This is a genomic window from Pirellulales bacterium (assembly GCA_036490175.1).
Classification (GTDB): Bacteria; Planctomycetota; Planctomycetia; order Pirellulales; family JACPPG01; genus JACPPG01.
In genome coordinates, this window is sequence record DASXEJ010000219.1 from 18,635 (window position 1) to 40,033 (window position 21,399).

Consider the following 21,399-nt stretch of genomic DNA (forward strand, 5'->3'; position numbering starts at 1 on the left):
CGCACGCGGACTTGAAGATCAAAACGGAGGATGACGGATGGGTCTATTTGACGGCAAGAAGGGTCTGATCCTGGGCGTGGCCAATGATCACTCTATCGCCTGGGCCATCGCCGAATTTGTGATGGCCGAAGGTGCTGTCTGCGGCTTCACGCATCTGCCCGATAGACCGGACGACGAACGCCAGCGCAATCGCCGCCGCGTGGCCCTGCTAACTGACGCCGCACCGAACGCCAAATTCCTGGTGCCCATGGAAGTCAGCAGCGACGACGACATCCGCGCCGTGATGCGCCGCGCCGGCGAGGAGTTCGGCAAGATCGATTTCGTGGTCCACTCGATCGCTTACGCCCCGCTGGAGGATCTTAAGGTCAACACCATCGAGTGCAGCCGTGAAGGCTTCAAGCTGGCAATGGAGATAAGCGCCTACAGCCTGGTCGCGGTAGCGAATGCCGCGCGAGGAATCATGAACGATCACGGCAACATACTTACGATGACCTATTTCGGTGGCGAGCGGGCTGTGCCCGGCTACAACGTGATGGGCGTCTGTAAAGCAGCACTCGACTCTATTGTCAAATATCTGGCTTTCGACCTCGGCCCGCGGCGGATCCGCGTCAATGCTGTCAGTGCGGGACCGCTCCGCACGCTTGCTGGTCGCGGCGCGGGAGTGGACGACATGTTGGTCCTCTACGAGGCGATGTCGCCGCTGGGGCGCAATATTACGCACCAAGAGGTGGCCCATACGGCCGGCTTTTTGCTTTCGCACATGGCCGAGGGCATTACCGGCGAAATCCTGCACGTCGACGGCGGCTACAACATCATGGGGTCGCCTGGACGCATGCTCGAGAAGTACCGCGACAGTCTGAAAACAAGTTGATTTTTGAACTGACGCGCGAAGTGAGCAGTACGCGACCGATAAGCCGACGCGCAACTCATCGTTGCGGTATCACGGAAAGATTCGCGCCAGCCATGATCGAGGGGAGCGGCCGAGTTCAAAAGGCTTACCGCAACGAATCCCATCGTCAGCGGGCAGCCTAGGCGGCTTGTTTCTCAGCAGCAGCATCGCCATCGGCGGGCTTGTCACCAGGGACCTGCGGAGCCGCTTGTTCGACCGCGCCCTGTCCAGTGGCAGCCCCTTTTGCCTGCCATGTTTCCGTCCACAGGCAGCCGGCCCAGGAGAGGCCGACGCCGAATCCGACCAGCATCGAGCGAGTGCCTGGTCGCAGGCGTCCGCTAGAGCGCAGCTCGTGCAAAAGGATCGGCAAGGTGGAGGATACGGTGTTGCCGTAATTCTCCAACATCAGGGGCAAGCGCTGCTCGTCGACGGCCAATTGCTCGCGCAGTCGAGAAAGCATCAGATGCGTGGCCTGGTGCATTAAGAAAATCTCGACATCCTCGCGCTTGAGCGATCCCGCTTCCAGGATCTGGTCGATCAACTGGGGGATCCGCTCGACCGTGAATTCGACAAGTGCCGGACCATCCATGTAAAGTTGGCTGGCCCAACGATGCCGCTTGCGCGGACGGAGTGCGTCGGCGGCCGGGCGGGCACCTCCACGCGTCACCATGAGCGTATCCGCGCCGGCGCCGTCAGTGCCAAACCGAAATGCCGTCAGCGATGGTTGCGGGGCAGATTCGACAAGCGTCGCGGCGGCGCCATCACCAAATATGGTGCGCAGGCTGCGATCCTCGGGTGCGATGTATTTCGAATAGGTTTCCGCGGTGATAAGCAGCACCCGCTGCGCGGCGCCGCTGCGAATCAGCCCGTCGGCCAGCGACATGCCGTAAACAAAGCCCGAGCATCCCAAATTGAAATCGAGCGCCCCGATCGAGGTCCGCAGCCCCAAACGATCTTGAATCAGGCAGGAGGTCGTGGGGAGCGGATAATCGGGCGTTTGCGTGCACAGCAGCAGGAAGTCGATCGACTTTCGGTCGATGTTATGTTCGGCGAACAGCTTCTCGGCAGCGGCAACTCCCAAGTCCGAAGCGCATTGATCTGGCGCTGCAATGTGCCGTGCGCGGATCCCTGTCTTGGAATAGATCAGGTCCATGTCCCACTTGGGGAACATTCGAGCAAGCTCGTCGTTGGTCTCGACGGTCTCGGGCAGGTAGATCGAGATAGGGCCGATCGCCGCGTAATTCACCGGTCTTCTCGCCTCCGCTGCCCTTTGGATCGCGACGGCCTTGCCTACAGCACTGGCTGAGCTTCCGGATACTCGGAGCACCGCCGTATGAGCCGGGGAGGTTAACACACCGGACGTAGACTGGTCAATTCCTAACACTTACCAGAGCCAGATCGCTTCACCGTAACAGCAATGGGGCGTGGCGGATGACCGCGGCTTTATAGATACCAAAATCTAAGGTCCGGTGCGGAATCACCGCGCGCCGCGAGCGGATTGAGCCCAATGCACGGTGGACGGCATGCTAGCTACCAAGCCAGCACAGGCCGCTTTATTGACAACGGATTACCTGTGCGGTCACCTTCCCTGGGCTTGGGAAAGAACTCGAGCGGGCCGTATTTGCGGGGGGCCTGTCGGCCCTTCGCCGGCGGGTCGGTGGATGCTGGAAGAGAGGCCGCGTCGGTCTGCGGTCCTGGGGGAAGAGAGACCTCGGGGGCGGGCATCGCCGTAGGTGCTTGCCGTTTGCTAAACCGGCCCGCAAATACTTTTTTAGAATCGGCCGCCGAGGCACCTGCGGGATCTTGCTTGTTGGCCGGGGGTAGACGAAACAGCCTTGGCTTGCGCTCGCTACTTGGCGCCTGCGCGGGGGGCAAAGCATTTGGAACGCCGGGAACGTCGACCACCGGTGGCCCTAACATGGGGCCCTCGGCCGCCGGGCCGGCTTGGGCGGCCGGGGGTGGATAACCACCCTGGGCCAGCACGTCGACGCTGGCTGCGCTGAGAATGGCAAACGATAGCAGGGCTGCTCGCATAAGAATCCGCCTGTGGATTATCATCGCCGCCCCCTTCATGCTTGCGCCTCAGGCGCGCTATCGACCGTAGTTTCCTGCGGACATGAAATTATTTGTCTTAGTCGACAGAGTCGCGTCTCTTTTGGCTGTACTAAGCGGACGTTGCCGGGTCAGAGAATTTCCATTTGACTCGTGCTGCGCAGCTGGACGACACAGTAGTTGAAGCTATAAACGGAGCCTGCCCATTTCCGCCCCTGCGGAATTTCTTCGATAGCAGTATCAACGATAGCGCGCCCTACTACTCACGCTTGCCCAATGCAGAGTCGAAGGACCGGCCTGCACCGCGTCGACCTGATCGCGTCGACGGCCGTTGGTCCCGCGACGACCAAGCCTACCGATCTCTCATACCCTGGCCGAGCAACTGTCGGACGAATCGTTATGTGGCCTCAGTCAGTTAGCGTACGGAACTTTTACCTCGGCCACCTCTCTCGACCTGCGCACGATCGGCCGATTTACCAGTTGATCCGCCGGCACGGGCTGCGCAGGATCGTGGAGTTGGGGGTCGGATTGGCTGACCGCTCCGCGCGCATGATCGAAGTCGCAGCATCCGCACATGCTGTGGATGAGGTTGTTTTCACGGGAGTCGATTTGTTCGAACTCCGCGCGCCGCAAGATGGTCCTGGATTATCGCTCAAGCTGGTACACCGCCGACTCGCGGCCACTGGCGCTAAGATTCGACTATTGCCAGGAGATTCCTATGCGGCACTGGCACGAACCTTCAACATGCTCGGGGGCGCCGACTTGGTGGTCGTTTCCGCCGATCAGAACCGAAACGAGCTCGACAGGAGCTGGTTCTATATTGATCGGCTGCTTCACGACCGTTCGCACGTCTTAGTGCAGGAACCGGCGGCCCGGGGACACGAAGGCGCGTTTCGAGCCGTCTCTTCAGCCGAGATTCGCCAGCGGGCCACGACGATCCAACGTCGGCGGGCGGCCTAAGAGTCATCGCAATCTTGCTTGCCCGCGCTCGACATCTACGGGCGAACCTCGAGGCGGTCCGCAAGTGTCCAACCGGCAGTTGGACAACTTGGCCGATAATACCTTCACTGCCACCCCCCTGTTGGCATGGCTAGCATCAAGGTTTCTGAAATCTTTGCGCCGTGACGGCAACTGGATGGGTATTGCTAGAGAAGAAGATATACGTCGACTCGTTTAATAAACCAACAGCACGGGCGAAGGACTTTCGGTTCTGTATGCCGCACCAGGACATCTGAGTTTTTTTGCTTCCGCGCCGACAGCTGCCGCCGTTCGCTCCCTGGCGGCGGACGTGTATGATTGATTTCGGGGAAGGGTGCGGGCGGGCAACCTCGTGACATCGATGGACCACCGCAATAAAAACTCGCTGACTGCTGCCGGTGTCGATGCGACGCTGGACTCCTTCGGGATGGGCCGTGCGCACGACCTATCACCCGATGAGATCAGTCCCCGTGTCGCCCTGGTCGAAGGAAGTGGCCCGGGGCTTTCTGGCGAAACCCGCCTTTTATTGCGAACGCGCCTGCGCGCCTCGGCGTTGGTTTTGTGCCTTGGTTCGCTGGCATTCTTGATTCGCGATTTGGTGTCGAAGGGAATGATATTCACAGACCCGTCGCTGCATCGCAGCGAGGTCTTTTTGAATTGGTTCCACCTGGTGCACGTCGTGGTATTGGCGCTAGTGAGCTACAAGCTCTGTTGGCGCTGTAATTTGTCGCTCCGGGCGTTACGAGTCGCCGAAACGGTAATCTTCGGTCTGACGGCGCTATTTTTTGCCTGCGTCCAGCATTTTGCCACGCGCCTGAGCCTGCGCGTCGAGCACGTGGCCTTTAACCCGGTGGGCATCTGGTTCTGCCTGATGTTCACTTATGCGATTTACATTCCCAATACCTGGCGTCGCGCGGCGGTAATCAACGGACTGATGGCGGCGGCACCGATCGTGGTCATGCTCTTTGATCAGCGATTGTATGGCGACGTTCCGGCCAGCACGTACTTTGACCATCTTTCCGGTGTGGCGTTGATGATGGCAGCCGGCTTTGGGTCCAGCGTGTACGGCACGTACATGATTGGCAGCCTGCGTCGCGAAGCATTCGAGGCCAAGCAACTGGGCCAATATCGTTTGCGACATTTGATAGGCTCCGGCGGCATGGGCGAGGTCTATTTGGCCGAGCACCAGTTGCTGAAGCGTCCTTGCGCAATCAAAGTGATTCGGCCCGGCAAGGCGAGAGATCCGCGCGCCCTGGCCCGATTCGAACGCGAGGTGCGCGCCACGGCACGGCTCTCACATTGGAACACCGTCGAGATCTTTGATTACGGCAGTACCGACGACGGCACCTTTTACTATGTGATGGAGTATCTACCCGGGCTCAGCCTGGCGGAACTTGTCGAACGCTTCGGGCCGCTTCCGCCGGAACGCGTGATCTATCTGCTCACGCAAACCTGCGACGCCCTGGGCGAAGCGCATGCACTGGGTTTGATTCATCGCGACATCAAACCGGGAAACATTTTCGCGGCGCATCGGGGTGGCATACACGACGTGGCCAAACTGCTGGACTTTGGACTCGCGAAACCCGCGGCCGAGGCTTCGTCTCTGCAATTGACGCAAGACGGTTCGATTACCGGGTCTCCCCTGTACATGTCGCCCGAACAGGCGCTGGGAGATAGTGAACCAGACGCGCGCAGCGATATCTACTCCTTAGGAAGCGTGGCGTACTATCTACTCACGGGACGTCCACCATTCGATAACGAGAACCCCATGCGAGTCATGGTCTCGCACGCTCACGACGAGGTAATCTCGCCGCGGCGCTTCCGCCCTGACATTCCGGCGGATCTCGAACAGGTCGTACTGCGGACGCTGGCGAAGAGCCCGGCCGAACGTTACCAATCAGCTGCGGCATTGGGACGTGCATTGGCGGACTGCGAATCGGCCGGTGAGTGGTCGCGGCAGCAGGCCGCTATTTGGTGGGCTGAGGTGGGAAAGCCGGTAACGGTTGCGGCGGGTTAGGCTTGCCAACCTGTTCTGAGAGCCTTTCCAGAACCTCCCCAAGCCTCAAGCTGTCTAGTAGAATGTAGCGACCGTTAGAAATTTTCCTCCATGTGGCAAAGCGTGGCGGAAGCGTTCCCCGTCACGCGATTTTCCGCCACGACGGTTCCCTGCTCACCCTTGCTCAAGACATGATCTCTCAGTCGTCTCAACGCCGTACGATGTTCGATAAGATCTGGGATGCCCACGTAGTGCATGCCGAGGCAGACAAACCCACGATCTTATACATCGATCTGCACCTGGTTCACGAAGTCACTAGCGCTCAGGCGTTCGAGGGGTTGCGTATCGCCGGGCGGAAAGTGCGCCGACCAGAGCGAACCGTAGCAACGCCGGATCACAATATCCCCACGACCGATCGTTCGCTACCGATTCTCGATCCCATTTCCAAGCAGCAGATCGATACCCTGCGCGCCAACTGTCGCGAGTTCGAGGTCAAGCTCTACGATTTGGACAACGCCAATCAGGGTATCGTACACGTGATTGGGCCGGAACTTGGCCTCACGCAACCTGGTATGACCATCGTCTGCGGCGACAGTCACACGGCCACGCACGGCGCGTTTGGCGCTATGGCCTTCGGCATCGGCACGAGCGAAGTCGAGCACGTGCTGGCAACGCAAACACTGCTGCAATATCGCCCCAAGACATTCGAAATCCGTGTCGATGGGCAACTGGCTCGCGGCGTTACGGCCAAAGATTTGATTCTGTATCTGATCGGCCAGCTTACAACGGACGGAGGAACCGGATACGCCATCGAGTACACCGGCGAAGCCATTCGCGCGCTCGACATGGAAGAGCGGATGACGGTCTGCAACATGTCGATCGAGGCCGGTGCACGGTGCGGCATGATCGCACCCGACGAAGTAACGTTCGAGTATCTGCGCGGGCGCGAGTTCGTGCCGGCGGATTTCGCCGGGGCCGTCGCCCGCTGGCAGCAGTTGCCGAGCGATCCGGGTGCGAAGTACGACCGTGTGGCTGTGTTCAATGCTGGGGATGTTGCGCCGCAGGTGACCTGGGGCACCAATCCCGCGCAGGTTGCCACCATCGCAGATAAGGTGCCCGATCCCGCGGCCCTAACGGACGAAAACGACCGTAAGAGCGCCTCCAGTGCTTTGGCTTATATGGGACTTCAGCCCGGGACCCCGTTGGAATCCGTGGCGCTCGATCGGGTCTTTATCGGTTCGTGTACCAACAGCCGCATCCGCGACTTGCGAGCTGCCGCTGCCGTGGTCAAGGGTTATCACGTCGCGGGCAGCGTACACGCGATGGTCGTGCCGGGCAGCGGTCAAGTGAAACGGCAGGCCGAGGCGGAAGGCCTCGATCGTGTCTTCCAGGACGCCGGTTTCGAGTGGCGCGAGGCAGGTTGCAGTATGTGTCTGGGCATGAACCCCGACACGTTGTCTCCCGGCCAACGCTGCGCCTCGACGAGCAATCGCAACTTCGAGGGCCGCCAAGGTAAGGGCGGGCGCACGCATCTCGTCTCGCCCGCAATGGCCGCGGCCGCGGCCGTGGCGGGCCACTTTGTCGACATCCGCGGCTGGAAATACAAGTAGAGCCTCCTAGCCGCAACTCCTCACACGCTATCCGAGTTTGTTATGAAGCCCTTTGTGAAACACACTGGCATCGTTGCCGCGATGGACCGCGCCAACGTCGATACCGATCAAATCATTCCCAAGCAATTTCTCAAACGGATCGAGCGGACTGGTTTCGGTCAGTTTTTGTTCCAAGACTGGCGCCGCCTGGAAGATGGTTCTGAGAATCCCGATTTCGAGCTGAATCGGCCCCGTAATCGTGGTGCGACGATCTTGCTGGCGCGACGCAACTTTGGTTGCGGATCGAGTCGCGAACATGCTCCCTGGGCGCTCGAGGATTACGGCTTCCGGGCGATCATCGCGACTAGTTTTGCTGATATTTTCTACAACAACTGTTTTAAGAATGGACTGCTACCTGTGAGGCTCGACGAGGCGCAGGTCGAGGATCTATTTCGCCGCTGCGCGGCCACCGAGGGCTATCGGCTTACCGTCGACTTGGAGCAGTGCGTGATCGCGGACGATGCGGGATTGCGAATATCGTTCGAGGTCGAACCATCGCGTCGGCATTCGTTGATCAATGGCCTGGACGATATCGGCCTGACCCTGGCACACCAAGATAAAATCGACGCTTACGAAACCGCGCTTGTCCGATAAAATCACGGTCGCATCTGCTCATTTCGCCAGTCACCCGAGGAGCAAACCGTGGTTCTCAACGGAAAGATCGCCCTGGTTACAGGCGCTAGTCGCGGCATAGGGCGGGCCGCAGCCGTTGCTTTGGCCGGAGCCGGCGCGGACGTGGCCATCAATTACCATGGCCATCGCGAAGAAGCCGAAAGCGCAGCCGAGGCGGTGCAGCAAGCCGGGCGGCGCGCCTTATTGGTGCAGGCCGATGTAGGCGACCGGCGAGCCGTCGACGAGATGGTCGAGCAAACGGTTTTGCATTTTGGTCGTCTCGACATCGCGGTGACCAACGCCGTGTACAGCGACCGCGACGTTTTTCACGAGGCCGATCTCGATGGGTTTGCCCGGACCATCCAGGTCACCATGTGGGGCGCCTTCTACACTCTGCGGGCGGCGACCCGACAGATGATCGAACAGGGGCAAGGGGGCTCGATCGTCGTCGTCAGCTCGCCGCATGCGTTCATTCCGGTGCCGCGCTCGATGGCCTACAACATGTCAAAGGCGGCCATCGATCAGATGGCACGCACCGCGGCTATCGAGTTGGTCGACCATCGGATCCGCGTCAACATCATTCACCCTGGTTGGATTGACACGCCAGGCGAACGAAAATTCGCGACCGATGAGCAGATTCAACGCGGCGGCGAGAAGCTCCCCTGGAACCGCTTGGGGCGGCCCGAAGAAATTGGCCGCGGCGTGGTCTTTCTGTGCGATCCTGCCAGCGACTATATCACGGGCTCGGCATTGGGTATTGATGGCGGCGCCACGCTTCCCTGGTGGGCGTCGCGTGGTTCGGCTGTACCGGAATAAGACGCAAGGTCCGCATCGTTTGTCCGCCTGTGGACGTATTCAGGATATAGGTTCCCGTCGTTGCGGCTTGAACTACGGGATTCACGATTTTCTCGTTGCGGCGCTCGGCTGCCAGGTAGCCTGCCTACCGGTGGTCAGGCAGGCGACGACACATAGAATGGACAGCATAGATGGCGCCTCCGGCATTTCGGTCCGGGTCGGACCGGCGTCCCTAATCATCCTCGCGATAACCTTGCCACGATGAAGACTGAATACCTATTGCCCTGTGCGTGCGGTGAAACGATCGTGGTCGACCGCAGTCAGGCGGGGCTAACGGCGCGCTGCCGCTGTGGGGCCGACATCGCCATTCCCACATTGCGAGGACTAGAGCAACTCCAGCGTTACACGCCCACGGACGAGAAGACGCCTTCGGTCTGGGGGCCGCGGCAGGCGACATTTTTTCTGGGAGGCTTGATTGCGGGATTGGCGCTGGTCGCCATGGTGGGGTTGTGGCTCACCCGTCCGGTTTTTCCGCAGGACAAAGTTGCTTCGATCATGGCGAACGAAGAAAAATCCGTGGCCAACATCGAGCAGCTTTCGCTGCTGGAAACGTTTGAATTGTGGGAAAGGGAAAAGAACGGAGGCGATACCAGTCCTTCGCCAGAGCGGATCGCGCTGTTTGCCAAGTTTCAGCAAGAGGTCATAACCTACGTGCCGCGCATGACGCTGGCCATGGCCGCTGCGGTGGTGGGCGTTCTGATCCTCGGCGTTGCCCTGCTGCTGCCAAAAACGCCAAAGCCACGTCGCCCGCTGGCCTAGCGACGAGCGACAACGAGAACTCCGGTCCCGCAATGGGGCGTGTTACTTCTTGCGGAAGATGCGTTTCGCGTCGGTGAGCGCGGTGCCTAGCAACTCGACTTCGGCCAGCGTGTTGTAGAAGTAAAAACTGGCCCGAGCGCTCGCGTTGATTCCCAGCCGTTTGTGCAATGGCATTGCGCAATGATGCCCTGCGCGAACTGCAATGCCCTGGCGATCAAGTAATTGGGCAATATCGTGGGCGTGTATACCATCGAGCGTGAAGCTGACGATGCCCCCTTTATGTTCGGGAGCCGGCCCCAGCAAATGGACCCCGCCCACGTTCTCCAGCACCTCGTGGGCGCGGGCCGTGAGGATTTGCTCATAGGCGTGAATCTTGTCCATGCCGATGGCGTTCAAATAGTCGATTGCCGCGCCGAGACCAATCGCGGGCACAATCGGCGGCGTGCCGGCCTCGAACTTCGCCGGCAACTCGGCTGGCTCGAAACTGTCGAGCTTTACGCGACGGATCATGCTGCCGCCGCCCAGAAACGGGGGCATGGCTTCCAGCAGGGATCGCCGCCCGTACAAAATTCCCACGCCCGACGGTCCCAACATTTTGTGCCCGCTAAATGCCAAAAAATCGACCTCGAGCGCCTGCACATCGGTCGCCAGATGAGGCACGCTTTGTGCGGCATCGACGAGCACCACCGCCCCGACGGCGTGCGCCCGACGCGTGATTTCCGCGATGGGGTTAATCGTGCCCAACACATTGGATATATGGCCAACGGCCACGAGCTTGGTGCGCTCGGTGAGCAGCGCCGGGAGCTTCTCCATATCCAACCGACCCTCGTCCGTGATCGGAATGTGTCGTAGGACGGCGCCTCGCTCCGCGGCCAATTGCTGCCAAGGGACCAGGTTCGAGTGATGCTCCATCTCGGTGAGCAAAATCTCATCGCCTGGCTTGATATGGGCTGCACCCCAGCTGCGGGCAACCAGGTTGATGCCTTCGGTCGTACCGTAGGTGAATATGACCTGCTCGCGCGCAGGAGCGTTGATGAAGGCACGGACCTTTTCGCGGGTCTCTTCGTACAGGTCCGTGCTCTGGTCGCTCAACCAATGAATGCCCCGGTGAACGTTCGCATATTGTTTTTCGTACACATCGACCAGCGACTGAATAACCTGCCGCGGTCGCTGCGTCGTGGCGGCATTGTCCAAGTACACCAGCGGCACATCGCCGTGCAGCCGCAGGCCGAGAATCGGAAAGTCCGTGCGCAATGCGTCAGGGTCGAGCGGCAGCACGGGCGCCAAAGTGCTCATCGATTTTCCTTGTTGGGTTGCGACGGGGTCGCCGTCGTACCTGGCTGACCGTTGCCTTGCAGAGGAGAGTAAATCGCGGCCTGCAGCACACGCCACGAAAGCAGACAGCATTTCTGCCGATTAGGGGTCAGCTTCGCGCCGAATAATCGCAGCATGTCGTCGGCTGTGAACTGCTTGATCTCATCGACCGACTTCTGGTCGAAATGCTCGACCAGCATCGATGCTGCGGCCTGGCTGATGCAGCACCCGTCGCCGTCGAAGTACAATTCCTCGATCTTGCCCTGCGGGTCTACTGCCAAGTCGATGTGTACTACGTCACCGCAGAGGGGGTTGTCGTCCTCGTGTGCGTGCGTTGCATGCGCAGCATGACCGCGGTGAAACGGATCTTCGTAGTGCTCCAGGATGTGCTCCTGGTACAGTTCGTCTTCGCTAGTGGGCATGAGATCGCCGAGGGACGGAAGCGGGGTTGGCGAGATCAAGCGGCCACTCTGGGCCGCTCTGCCACAAGTGTAGGATCGACCGTCGTTGTGGACAACCGACGACCGCATACAGGGCACCCAGTGCCCGGATCGACGCCGCCCCCCTGTTACCGGCCAAGTCACCTTTGCACCTAGTCAATACGGACACTCACCAACACGGCAGGCGGTATGCCGACCGGAATTGCGCAGCCGCGATCTTACTTGGGCAAGCGTCCGCGCTCGATCTTGGGAAATTCGCCAGTGCAGGCTTTCATGAAGGCGACCAGGTCGGCGTTCTCCTGATCCGTCAGATTCAATTTCTTGATCTTCGTATCAAGCGTAGGGTTCGGGTGCCCCCCCTTGTCGTACCAGGCGACGACTTCGTCCAGCGTTTTTTGGCTACCGTCATGCATGTAGGGAGCCGAGAATTCCACATTGCGGATCGTGGGCGTCTTGAACGCGCCCTTGTCCTTTTCTTCCTTGGTCACTTCATAGCGGCCCAGGTCGGGCTTCTCGGCATCCATGCCCACACCCAAGTTGTGATACAACTCGTCGGTAAAGTTGGGACCGACATGGCAAGCGGTACACGAACCCTTGTCGCTGAAAAAGATTTCGCGGCCGCGTAACGCGCTTTCCGACATTGGGTGAGCGTCGGCGTTGGCTTTGATCTTCTCGTACTGAGCGAACAACTCGGCATCGTCTTTGAGGTCATCCATGTCGACACCGGCGTACGCTTTCAATTGCTCATAGAAGTCAAACGGCGATGGTCCGGTGACCAGCACGCGCTCGAAGCTGGCGATGGCCTTGGCAATGTTGTCGATGTTCACATTGTCGCCATCCTTGCCGCCGAACACATGATCGAACTCCAGGCGATAGCCTTCGTTGGCCTTAATGGCTGCCACGGCTTCTTCGTGCGTGTGAGCCATTTCGATCGGATTGGCAATCGGTCCCTTGGCTTGCTCTTCCAGGCTGGCGGCGCGACCGTCCCAAAATTGAGGCCCGCTGAAAATGCGATTGTAAGAGATCGGCGAGTTGCGGCCTCCCTTCTGGCCGCGCACGCCTACGCCGAACTGGGTATTCGCAGCGAATCCTAGATCGGGATCATGGCAGCTTGCGCAGCTTATCGTACCGTCGACCGACAACCGCTTGTCGAAGTACAATTGGCGCCCCAGTTCAATCAGGGCCAGCGTTAGCGGATTGGCTTCGAGCACGGCCTCGGCCTGCGGCAAACCTGTGCTCAGACCTAGTGGTAGCTCGACTTCCAGCACGGCTAGGTTCTGCGGATCGTCGATCCAAGCTTTGATGTGCTCGATGGTCAATTCCCCATCGCCGGGAATACCACCGGTCAATTCCGGCGAGCCCAGCAGCACGGCCTTGCCTGCCGACTTGTCGGCTTTCTGGACCTGCTTGGCGTCGGCAGCTTCGTCTTCTGGAGGCATGGCCGCTGCGGCCGCCTTGGCATCCACCGCCTCTTTCTTCGTGGCCGGCGCCTTTTTGTTGGCGGCGGGACTGCATCCGGCACCTATGATCATCAACGTACAGAGTAAGCCGCAAAACGGTGCCGAGAAGCAGAAACGAACTCGCATGATCGGATCCTATTGTTGGCTAGAGCGTGTGAAATAAATTGAGAAGCCCTGCCGTTCGGCTGGTGCTGGGCACCCCTCGCACCGAACGGATTCAGCAAGTCCAGGTCTGAGAGTATCTGATAAAATTCTACGCGCTTCAAGCGTCCTGGGAGTGGGACCATGCGTCGGCGAACCCGGCTACCGACACCCGTGGATTGCCGACCAGGGACACGCGAGGATGCGCCGATCATGAAGCGTCGAGCGTTTTACGCCATTGGCGATAAAACTCTGTTTGCGCCGGCGTCAGCAGCGCAATAGTCCGGCTGTGACGAGCCAAACGAGTTCCCCTGCGCCCGCCTCGATTGGACCTGCGAGGCGAATCGCAGCGACAGCCCCCTTTTCAAATCCAATCTGCCCACTGCCCGCTCCGACCAGTTCCGCCGCCAGACTCTCGACATCGGGGGCATGTCCTACCCAGGCGACGTCTCCCGGTGCTTGGCAACGCGTCCACTCCAAGAGGGGTTCCAGGCGTCCTCCCGGAGCCAGGTCGTTGAGCACGGTAACGGCGGGCTTTCCCGGGATGACCGCGGCAAGGATGTCGGCCGTCTCGCGGGCTCGGGCCAGGGCGCTCGTGGCGATCGCGCCAGGACAAACGTTGCGCTTGGCCAGCTTTTTGGCCATGCGACGAAACCGTTTGTGTCCTTTGTCTGTAAGCGGGCGCAACGCGTCGTCCGCATAGGCAGGATCGCCCGACTGTCCGGCCCAAGCATGCCGCACCAGATAGATGAACATTCGTTGAATCTCTCGGTCGGACGTCTCACCAGTTGCGTACTATCGGGTTCGCCACAAGATGCGGTCGTCAATGCCCAAGGTGGTTTGCAGCGTGGCGATTTGTTTTTTGAAGCGTCGCGCATCTTGCGAGTAGCCGGCCGTCGGGCGCAGTTCGGGCAAGTGTCGGCACCAATAATCGTTGAAGGCTCGCATCGCCAACTCACGCAAATATTTGGCCGTCATCGAGGCCAAGGCCACGGGCACCGCTTGTTCGGCCCGGCAGCGAAAGGAAATCGTTGCGCGCTTTGCCTCGGGGCCGAAGCTGTAACGGCTTTCCAACGCACCCTCGCGGCGTACTTCCACAAACCATTCCGGGAAGTAATGCTGTACAAGCGGCGCGTAGTGATTTCGTCCGCCGTGTTTGTCGCAAATCACCGACACGCGTGCGCCGGCGAGCGGCACCATCATCTCGGACAGCAGTTCCAGGCTGACGGCAGAAAGAGCATCGCTTTTGTTGCCGTATTGCAGGATCAAGTCGTTGAATTGCTCCGGAAACACCGCGCGGGCACCGACCGCTCGGAGCCGAATCCCCGCGCGTTCGCATCCGCGGCGCAGTTTGCCGGCTAGCCGTTCGACTTCGGTCGAGGACGCCGCCAGTGGCAAGCGCGCTTCGTAATCGGCATGCCAGGGAACCGCGTCTCCATCTGCAGAGCCTTGGGGACAGAGGGCATCCCAAACGTTGTGCCAGGTTTCCGGTGTGCCCCCCAATTGCGCGAGCGCCGCCAGGACTCCCTGCTCGAGCTCGCCGATGCCCTGCGATCTGTTATAAAGCGCCTTAGAGTCGGCAATCGCCAGTCGCCGCGGCGGAGTTTTTGTGCCTCGTCGTACCCGCGCGGCAATGCAAGTGCGAAGCCGATCATAAAGATCGACATCGATCGGATCGCACTCCTCTTCAGGCAGTTCCCAAACCGTGGCGGCAACGACCAGTGGGCCCAACGGCGGGCCATAGCCCGCTTCATCCGTGCCAATCAGGTAATTCACTGCCGGAGCTTCCTTGTGCGAGAGTAACGAGCGGCGGCTGCAGTCGCGACGGGGCCGAGTAGCCCTGCGCGTGCCGTAATTGCCCCCTTAGCGTACGGGGTCTCAGTCGAAGATCAAATAGCCGCAGCCTTCCGGCTTGAGAGAGACCGTGGCGGGGCGCGTCCAGGATTGAAATCCTGCACCCGGTGAGATCCGTTGTAAGCCGAGCACCCAGGCGGTTTTGGGAACCACGGCCTCGGTCGAGAGCGAGGCCAGCGGAATGGCCATTTCAACTGTCCAATTCTCTTCGCTTGTCGAGGCTGCGACGAACCAACGTGGATTCCAAGTGGCGTCGTGCCAGCAGGCTTCGGCGGTCCAACCGCGATGATCGACGCTCAGCCGGTAGAACGTGGTCCAATCGCGATCGACATCGATCAGCAGTTCAACGCGATCGTGCGCACTTAGGTCGGCGTCGCGCTCACGCGTGCGATCGTCGGTGGCATAGCGACACTGCGGTGCCTGCCGACAGGAAATCGCGATATATAGAAATTCATCGTCGTAGGCGAGCATGGCCGTCGCCGGCCAGGCGGAGTCGTCCGCCAGTGGACTGGTGAGCTCCAAGCGGTCGGCGGTTTTCCATAATTCGTCGTCGAACTGTCCATCCAGGCGAGGTTTGGCATCTCCGCGTCGCACGAACGCCGTCGTCTTCGGCGACGTTTTGCCTGCTTGAGCCGACAGCCATTGCTCTCCCTTCGCGCATGCCCACCACGCATCATGCGGCCGGCTTACCGTCAAAGTGTGGAATAGCCGATCCACGTCGCGACTGTTCGTTGCCGCGCGCGCCTGCGCCAAGGGGAATTGGACGTGCATGTCAGACCAGGCCTGCGCATCGATTCGTTCCAGAGCCTGCCCCGCCTCGAGGGCGTGCGCGTGGCGCGCTGCCCGGTGGTTCAGGTCTGGTGTCAAGTCACGGCGGCCGCTGGCCATTGCGACGAAAGAAGGGCCTGGCGGCGAGGCCGGCGGGATGGAACCGGGGATTGCCACTTCAGCATGTTCACTGCGGACGTTCGAGTTTTTGCGCGCTAGCGTCCCGGTACGAATTTGCGCCCGACAGGCAGCTTCGCCGCTGGACCAATACTGCACAAGCCACTCGAGCGCGGGCGTAGTCAACGGATGGGTCGGGTATTTCTCGCTGAGGAGCTGAAATACCGGAGCGGCGAACTCCCATTGGCCTTCGACGTAGTACGACTGAGCCAGCTCGAAGAGGGCCTGGCCGGCTGTCGACGCGTCGAGCCCGCGCGTCAGATCCTCGACTTGCCCGAGCAAGGTCCCCCCGCGGCCCGTTCGTTCAGCATGCGCGAGAATTGCTTGCAGGTTGCGATGTTTTTCCGCAATCTGACGCATCGCGTCCAGGCCGGCGCGTCCGGCGCCTGGCATTTCGCGGCGGGCATCCCCGCCGGCCTGCAAGGAGATTCCGCTGAAGAAATCTTGTTGCCCCTGCCCTTGAGGGATGGAATCCAAATGGAGCCGAAAGCCCCAGGTATTGGGGGGCGCATGGTAGTCGTCATCAATTAGTCCACGCGCAACGGATGAGTAATCCGCCAACGAGTGTGCCAGGCGTGGTGCAAGTTGCGATGTATTAACGTTGATCGTGCCAAGTTTGCCAGGAGGCAGGCTGCCGGCAACTTTTTTGGCTGCCCAGGCCGACAAGCCGGCTGCACGAATTTGCTCTGGGAATTTCTGCGGATCAGCCGCGTCGGTCACCGCGCGCAATACGACTTGATTTACCAGGTGCCCAAGCGGATCGTCTCCGGCCGGACTGGCAGCCGAAGTGATGATCACTTCGGGTTTCCACATGCGGATGCGGCGCACGAGATGCTCTTCCAAGCGCTCGACACCGTGGCCGCTGTACATGCGATTCCAACCATCGACAATTTGTTCCGCCGTCGACTGGACACCTTTTTGACGCAGAGGAAATCCCCAAGCCTGTTCGGCGGCACTGCAACCGAGCGCCACCAACGCCGCGCGCTCGCGATTGCCCGACGTGGCTGATGAAGGTGTATCAGGTTCGGCATCGCGACGAGCGATGAGTTCGACCGCCGTGACATAGCCCTCGTTCCCGGCGAGTCGCGCCAGAGCTTCGAGCGGTGTGCGATCGGCGTCGCTATAGACGGCCAATAACGCCGCGCGTTGGCGCGCGCCGCGTTGCTTCTGCCAGGAATTTCCACCGTCGCTTGTTACCAGGATCGTTCCCAGCGCGCCAACGGCCCAGCCATGATCGGCATCGACAAATGTCAGGCTGTTGATGGGCAGGCATTGTCCGGTGGGCAGGGTTTCCCATGTCGCGCCGCTGTCGGCGGAGTGCAGAACCAAGGTTCCGGGTGAACCGGCGATCCAAAGGTAAGAACCGTGTGCCGTGACGGCACGCCAATCGAACGGCTCGGTATTGCGTGGCTGCTGCAGCGGAGGTTGCCAAGAGCGGCCCCCGTCTTGCGTCGCCAGCAACAGACCGCCGTCTCCGACCAGCCAGCCGTCTTGGGGGCTGGTCAGATGGATCGCCCGCGGCTCGCGCACTCCGTACTCTGATTGTTGCCACACGGCCAGGTTGCGCTCGCGAATGGTTCCGCGGGCGCCACGGCCGCCAGCGAGTACGGCGGAGAATGGGTCGGCAAAATCACCGACGGTCCATTCCGACACTTGTTGGTCCGCCATCTGCGTCCAAGATCGACCGCCGGTGTCCGTGCAAAACACGCCGGACGGAAAGATCGCTGACGGCTCGCTCAGGGCCCAGCCTTTTGGGCCACCAAAGAACTTAATCTTGTGGATTGTCGATAGCAGAAGCCCCTTGTCGGTTTCCCAGGTTCGTCCGCCGTCGCTGGTGCGCAGCAGAATGCCTTTGGTCGAGCGCAGATAGGAGCGATATTCGCCACCGGCCGCACAACCGTTTTCCGAATCGGCAAAAAATACGGTTCGCAGGGTACCGCTTACACCAGAAGCAGAAAGCTGCCATGACTCTCCGCCATCGTCCGTGCGCCAGATGACGCCACGATCTCCCACGGCCCAGCCATGCAGAGTGTCGACAAATGTGACGGCCGACAGTTCGGCGTCGTCGAGCATCGATCGTGCGAGTGAGCCGTCGCTTTCGGCCGCCGCGAGTGCCATCGGCCCGAGCGCAAGCGAGATTGCGATAAGGATCGCGACGAGCGTGCGCGAGGTATGACCATCCATGGCAGCGTCTCGAACGACTGGCAAGCGTTGAATGCTGGGGCGGCCGGGATTTTAGCCCGACGGTCAGAGGATACCTAGAGCGACAATTCAAACCTGGGTGTGCTGCTAGCATGATCTAGCGCTCGTCCGCAGAACTGCGGCGCATAAAAAACCCTTGGGGCGACTTGCGTCGTCCCAAGGGTCCCAACCGCAGGATGATCCTGCACCCTCGGTCCTCGCAAGGACCGAGGGCTATTGACCAGGGCCTCTCCCCCAGAGGAGAAGGCTCCTTGCATAACGCACGTTACCGCACGGCCTCGGACAGCATTTTCGTGTTCGGAACGCTGTGCCGGTTCAATAAGCCGTCTTCGTCGGTCTCGATGACCGTGGCGACGGGGCCGACTTCTCGTACTGTTCCTTCCATGCCGCACACACGCACATGATCACCAGCGTGCAGTCGCTGACGGGTGTAATAGCCGGCCAGGATGCCGCCCATCACTTCCTTACCGCCGAGGCCCAAGGCCAGCGCGAAACCGGCAGAGACGGCGCCGAAGGCAATCAAGATCATGTTTTGCAACAGCTCGAACTGGAAGCCCAGCTGATCGAAGGCCGCGATGAACGTCATCAGGGCGAGCACATAGTACACGCCGTTGGCCAGGTGCTCGGCATAGGTAACACCGACGCGATCGGCACTGGTGGCCACGACACCACGCAGGAACGTGGCAATCAATAGTCCGATCACGACGACGACCGTAGCCACCAACAGCTTGGGAATATAGCCCACAAGCGTTTCCATCGCCGTCGACAATGTCGGCAGGTCAAGGATGTTGAAGGCGGCCGTCAAAAACACGCACATCGTGAGCCAGAAGGTGATCCGGCCGACGATCCACGATACGCTGCGATTGATTCCGACTTGTCGCATCGATTCCAATAAGCCGCTCCGCTCGGCGGCGGTCTGCAGACCCAACGAGTCGCTCAGGGCCGAGGCGACACGGTCCAACACGCGGGCCGCGATATAGCCGATGACCAGTACGACCAGCATGCCCACGACATTGGGGGCCTTGTCGATGATCTGCCCGAAGGCGTGGTTGAAGCTGCCGACTAGCGCTTCGCGCCAAGAATCAACAGTCTGAGGAAAGTCCATGGCTAACTCCTTGTTCCGAAAATGAGATTGAGAGTGAAATTGAAAGGGATCACGAACACAAAAGCGCCCGACTGCTTGCGTCGCCATGCTGCGAACCGCGGTATCCTCTGGCAGCATGGAACATGGGTTGTCGAGAGCGTTAAAACCTTGGACCGAAACGGCCGGCAAATTAACGATGCTTGGACCGGTCGCGATCGTGGGGAAATCCCCCGGAAAGCGTCAGCACAAACAGGGCAATCGTAGCCTGCGCAAAATGCCAAAAAGCGTACGGTACAACTTGAAATACGAACTCCGTCAAATGCACACCGAGCAAACTGTCATTGACACGCGTGTGTACTTGCCGATCGAAATCGGCCGGCACGGGCGGAATCTCTCGTTCGGCCAACTTTTCGAATAAATCAAATTTCATAGCGATGATCCGTGTCGACTGTTGCTCGTCATCTCGTCTTTTGTCGCACAACGACTAACGCATCGCGTCGCCGTGTTGCTGGTTGATCTTCTCGCGGGCCCGGCTGACGCGCATCTTGCACGCGCTGACGGATAGGTCAAAGATCTCGGCCAATTCCTCGTAGCTGTAACTTTCCGCGTATTTCAGAATCAGCAGAGCCCGATCTGTTTCGTCCAGGCCCTCCAGCAAGGTCATTACATCCATGCTCAAGTGGTCGGTCTCGGGACGCGTGCCAGGCGCATCCATCTGCTGAGGGCTGGCCGTGGTTTCATGGCGTTGGCGGCGCCCGCGACCTCGGCGAATGGCCAGGCACGTCCGCACGGCAATCGCATGCACCCACGTGGCGTACTTCGAGCGGCCGTCAAAACGCGTACGGTGTAGAAACAAGCGGACGAAGACTTCCTGCGCGGCGTCGTGAGCGTCGGCTTCGTTGCCCAACAGGCGGTAGCAAATGCGCCACACTCGTTGGCGAAATCGCTCCACCAAGGCGACGAACGCCGGCCCATCGGAGCCCTCGCGGGCAGCCTCTGCGGCCAACGCTTCATCGGTCTGCTGCAATACGTCCAAGACTGCTTCCACACGTGCGCGCCCTAAGAGTTTGGCTGTCGCTCGTAACTCCTGTCCTCACGACATTAGTAGCCGACGAGGCAGGGCGCAGTCACAAGAAATGAGAAGGATCGATTCGCGGGCTGCCAACTCCAAGCCGCCCAAGAGGATATAGCTCAACCGGGACCCTTAGCCCCCAATCGAATCATAGGAAGAAGGCCGGGGTCAAGATGAATTGCCCGGGGTAAAAGGCTTAAACGGCCCGCGGATGTGCGGGGACGGACACCTGCCGAGGTAGGAACATCTCCGGAAACGCCGGTTTTAACGGCATTCAACGGGATCACGGCAGGGTGGTGCTGGATCTGCTCCGGCTACCACTTCAATCCGATACCCTCGCCACCCGTCGCTCGGCCCAGTCCGCCTTTGAGCGGAGTCTTGCGCTTCGTCGGGGGCAGCGGAGGAAGATCCTCGGCTTCGGGCTCTTCCTGTTTAACCGGTCCGGGCCGCGCGGCCAGTGCCTTCATCGAGAGGCTGATGCGTTGCTGGTCGGGATCTACCGACTGAACCTTGACATCGACTACGTCCCCTTCCTTGACGATATCGCCGACGCGAAACACGCGCTTATGCGCCAGTTCCGAAATGTGAACGAGCCCTTCGATGCCTGGTTCCAACTGCACGAACGCGCCAAACTCCATGATTTTTGAGACCGTGCCGCGCGCGGTTGAGCTGACAGGGTATTTATTACCTACCGTCGTCCAGGGATTATCGGTCAGGTCGCGGAGCGCGAGGCTGATCTTGCGCGTGTCCGGATCGATCTTGCGAACGAGCACTTTGACCGTTTGCCCCAATTGCAGCACGTCGCCGGGATGCTTCACGCGTTGCCAAGAAAGTTGGCTGACGTGCAGCAGGCCATCGACGCCCCCCAGATCGATAAACGCGCCGAACGGTTGCAAGCTGCGGACCACACCTTCGCGGATTTGGCCTTCGGCCAACTCGGTGAGCAACTGCTCTTTGGCGGCGGCCTTCTGCCGCTCCATGACGGCGCGACGGCTAAGCACCAGGTTGCCGCGCTCGGGCCGTGCTTCGGTCACGACGGCCGGGAATTTCTGCCCGACGAACTGTGACAGATCTTCGACGCGATAGACGTCGATCTG

At 60.3% G+C, this 21,399-nt stretch carries 19 protein-coding genes; 7 read left to right on the forward strand and 12 right to left on the reverse strand.

Features of this window, described 5'->3' with window-relative positions:
• Positions 1-37 precede the first annotated feature (37 nt).
• Positions 38-871, forward strand: coding sequence for an enoyl-ACP reductase (locus tag VGG64_15745; protein HEY1601056.1), 834 nt, complete (start codon positions 38-40; stop codon positions 869-871).
• A 157-nt stretch (positions 872-1,028) separates the two neighbouring features.
• Here the strand turns inward: VGG64_15745 and VGG64_15750 are convergent, their stop codons facing one another.
• Both VGG64_15750 and VGG64_15755 read right to left on the reverse strand, forming a co-directional pair.
• Entirely contained in the window at positions 1,029-2,135 is a 1,107-nt protein-coding gene (locus VGG64_15750; GenBank protein ID HEY1601057.1) for a ketoacyl-ACP synthase III, read from the reverse strand.
• A gap of 284 nt (positions 2,136-2,419) precedes the next feature.
• Positions 2,420-2,923, reverse strand: a complete 504-nt coding sequence (locus VGG64_15755; protein HEY1601058.1) for a hypothetical protein — start codon at positions 2,921-2,923, stop codon at positions 2,420-2,422.
• A gap of 417 nt (positions 2,924-3,340) precedes the next feature.
• Here VGG64_15755 and VGG64_15760 point away from each other — a divergent pair, with 417 nt between their 5' ends.
• The 6 genes from VGG64_15760 (at position 3,341) to VGG64_15785 (ending at position 9,790) form a co-directional block, all read left to right on the forward strand.
• The gene (locus tag VGG64_15760) at positions 3,341-3,901 is read left to right on the forward strand and encodes a hypothetical protein (protein HEY1601059.1); all 561 of its coding nucleotides are present in this window, start codon (positions 3,341-3,343) and stop codon (positions 3,899-3,901) included.
• Positions 3,902-4,280: 379 nt separating this feature from the next.
• A complete protein-coding gene (locus VGG64_15765; protein HEY1601060.1) occupies positions 4,281-5,936 on the forward strand; it encodes a serine/threonine-protein kinase in 1,656 nt (551 codons plus the stop codon).
• A gap of 170 nt (positions 5,937-6,106) precedes the next feature.
• On the forward strand, positions 6,107-7,525 hold the full coding sequence (gene leuC, locus VGG64_15770; protein HEY1601061.1) for a 3-isopropylmalate dehydratase large subunit: 1,419 nt from the start codon (positions 6,107-6,109) through the stop codon (positions 7,523-7,525).
• A 42-nt stretch (positions 7,526-7,567) separates the two neighbouring features.
• Entirely contained in the window at positions 7,568-8,158 is a 591-nt protein-coding gene (gene leuD / locus VGG64_15775; protein ID HEY1601062.1) for a 3-isopropylmalate dehydratase small subunit, read from the forward strand.
• 48 nt (positions 8,159-8,206) lie between these two features.
• Complete coding sequence (locus VGG64_15780) at positions 8,207-8,992, forward strand: SDR family oxidoreductase (protein HEY1601063.1); 786 nt, start codon at positions 8,207-8,209, stop codon at positions 8,990-8,992.
• A gap of 240 nt (positions 8,993-9,232) precedes the next feature.
• On the forward strand, positions 9,233-9,790 hold the full coding sequence (locus VGG64_15785) for a hypothetical protein (GenBank protein ID HEY1601064.1): 558 nt from the start codon (positions 9,233-9,235) through the stop codon (positions 9,788-9,790).
• Between the two features lie 42 nt (positions 9,791-9,832).
• Here VGG64_15785 and VGG64_15790 read toward each other — a convergent pair whose 3' ends face one another.
• The 10 genes from VGG64_15790 to VGG64_15835 all read right to left on the reverse strand — a co-directional run.
• On the reverse strand, positions 9,833-11,086 hold the full coding sequence (locus VGG64_15790) for a cysteine desulfurase (protein ID HEY1601065.1): 1,254 nt from the start codon (positions 11,084-11,086) through the stop codon (positions 9,833-9,835).
• On the reverse strand, positions 11,083-11,526 hold the full coding sequence (locus tag VGG64_15795; protein ID HEY1601066.1) for an iron-sulfur cluster assembly scaffold protein: 444 nt from the start codon (positions 11,524-11,526) through the stop codon (positions 11,083-11,085). The genes VGG64_15790 and VGG64_15795 overlap by 4 nt, the downstream gene beginning before the upstream one ends.
• A gap of 236 nt (positions 11,527-11,762) precedes the next feature.
• Entirely contained in the window at positions 11,763-13,130 is a 1,368-nt protein-coding gene (locus tag VGG64_15800) for a cytochrome c peroxidase (protein ID HEY1601067.1), read from the reverse strand.
• Between the two features lie 282 nt (positions 13,131-13,412).
• Positions 13,413-13,901, reverse strand: coding sequence for a histidine phosphatase family protein (locus VGG64_15805; GenBank protein ID HEY1601068.1), 489 nt, complete (start codon positions 13,899-13,901; stop codon positions 13,413-13,415).
• A gap of 39 nt (positions 13,902-13,940) precedes the next feature.
• Complete coding sequence (locus VGG64_15810) at positions 13,941-14,921, reverse strand: hypothetical protein (GenBank protein ID HEY1601069.1); 981 nt, start codon at positions 14,919-14,921, stop codon at positions 13,941-13,943.
• Positions 14,922-15,023: 102 nt separating this feature from the next.
• Positions 15,024-18,128: a YCF48-related protein gene (locus VGG64_15815; protein HEY1601070.1), complete on the reverse strand. Its 3,105-nt coding sequence runs from the start codon at positions 18,126-18,128 to the stop codon at positions 15,024-15,026.
• A gap of 283 nt (positions 18,129-18,411) precedes the next feature.
• Positions 18,412-19,251, reverse strand: coding sequence for a mechanosensitive ion channel domain-containing protein (locus tag VGG64_15820; GenBank protein HEY1601071.1), 840 nt, complete (start codon positions 19,249-19,251; stop codon positions 18,412-18,414).
• A gap of 169 nt (positions 19,252-19,420) precedes the next feature.
• Positions 19,421-19,660 carry a hypothetical protein gene (locus tag VGG64_15825; GenBank protein ID HEY1601072.1) on the reverse strand — a complete coding sequence of 80 codons (240 nt, stop codon included), beginning with the start codon at positions 19,658-19,660 and terminating at the stop codon, positions 19,421-19,423.
• Between the two features lie 54 nt (positions 19,661-19,714).
• Positions 19,715-20,278, reverse strand: coding sequence for an RNA polymerase sigma factor (locus tag VGG64_15830; GenBank protein HEY1601073.1), 564 nt, complete (start codon positions 20,276-20,278; stop codon positions 19,715-19,717).
• 338 nt (positions 20,279-20,616) lie between these two features.
• Positions 20,617-21,399, reverse strand: a 783-nt coding sequence (locus VGG64_15835; protein ID HEY1601074.1) for a S1 RNA-binding domain-containing protein, incomplete at its 5' end; no start/stop codon positions are given.

Bases quoted from the DNA above. Each gene is read 5' to 3' on its own strand.
- VGG64_15745 (HEY1601056.1), top strand. From the start codon at position 38: ATGGGTCTATTTGACGGCAAGAAGGGTCTGATCCTGGGCGTGGCCAAT.
- VGG64_15755 (HEY1601058.1), bottom strand. From the start codon at position 2,923: ATGCGAGCAGCCCTGCTATCGTTTGCCATTCTCAGCGCAGCCAGCGTC.
- VGG64_15760 (HEY1601059.1), top strand. From the start codon at position 3,341: ATGTGGCCTCAGTCAGTTAGCGTACGGAACTTTTACCTCGGCCACCTC.
- VGG64_15765 (HEY1601060.1), top strand. From the start codon at position 4,281: ATGGACCACCGCAATAAAAACTCGCTGACTGCTGCCGGTGTCGATGCG.
- leuC (HEY1601061.1), top strand. From the start codon at position 6,107: ATGATCTCTCAGTCGTCTCAACGCCGTACGATGTTCGATAAGATCTGG.
- leuD (HEY1601062.1), top strand. From the start codon at position 7,568: ATGAAGCCCTTTGTGAAACACACTGGCATCGTTGCCGCGATGGACCGC.
- VGG64_15785 (HEY1601064.1), top strand. From the start codon at position 9,233: ATGAAGACTGAATACCTATTGCCCTGTGCGTGCGGTGAAACGATCGTG.
- VGG64_15790 (HEY1601065.1), bottom strand. From the start codon at position 11,086: ATGAGCACTTTGGCGCCCGTGCTGCCGCTCGACCCTGACGCATTGCGC.
- VGG64_15795 (HEY1601066.1), bottom strand. From the start codon at position 11,526: ATGCCCACTAGCGAAGACGAACTGTACCAGGAGCACATCCTGGAGCAC.
- VGG64_15800 (HEY1601067.1), bottom strand. From the start codon at position 13,130: ATGCGAGTTCGTTTCTGCTTCTCGGCACCGTTTTGCGGCTTACTCTGT.
- VGG64_15805 (HEY1601068.1), bottom strand. From the start codon at position 13,901: ATGTTCATCTATCTGGTGCGGCATGCTTGGGCCGGACAGTCGGGCGAT.
- VGG64_15815 (HEY1601070.1), bottom strand. From the start codon at position 18,128: ATGGATGGTCATACCTCGCGCACGCTCGTCGCGATCCTTATCGCAATC.
- VGG64_15820 (HEY1601071.1), bottom strand. From the start codon at position 19,251: ATGGACTTTCCTCAGACTGTTGATTCTTGGCGCGAAGCGCTAGTCGGC.
- VGG64_15825 (HEY1601072.1), bottom strand. From the start codon at position 19,660: ATGAAATTTGATTTATTCGAAAAGTTGGCCGAACGAGAGATTCCGCCC.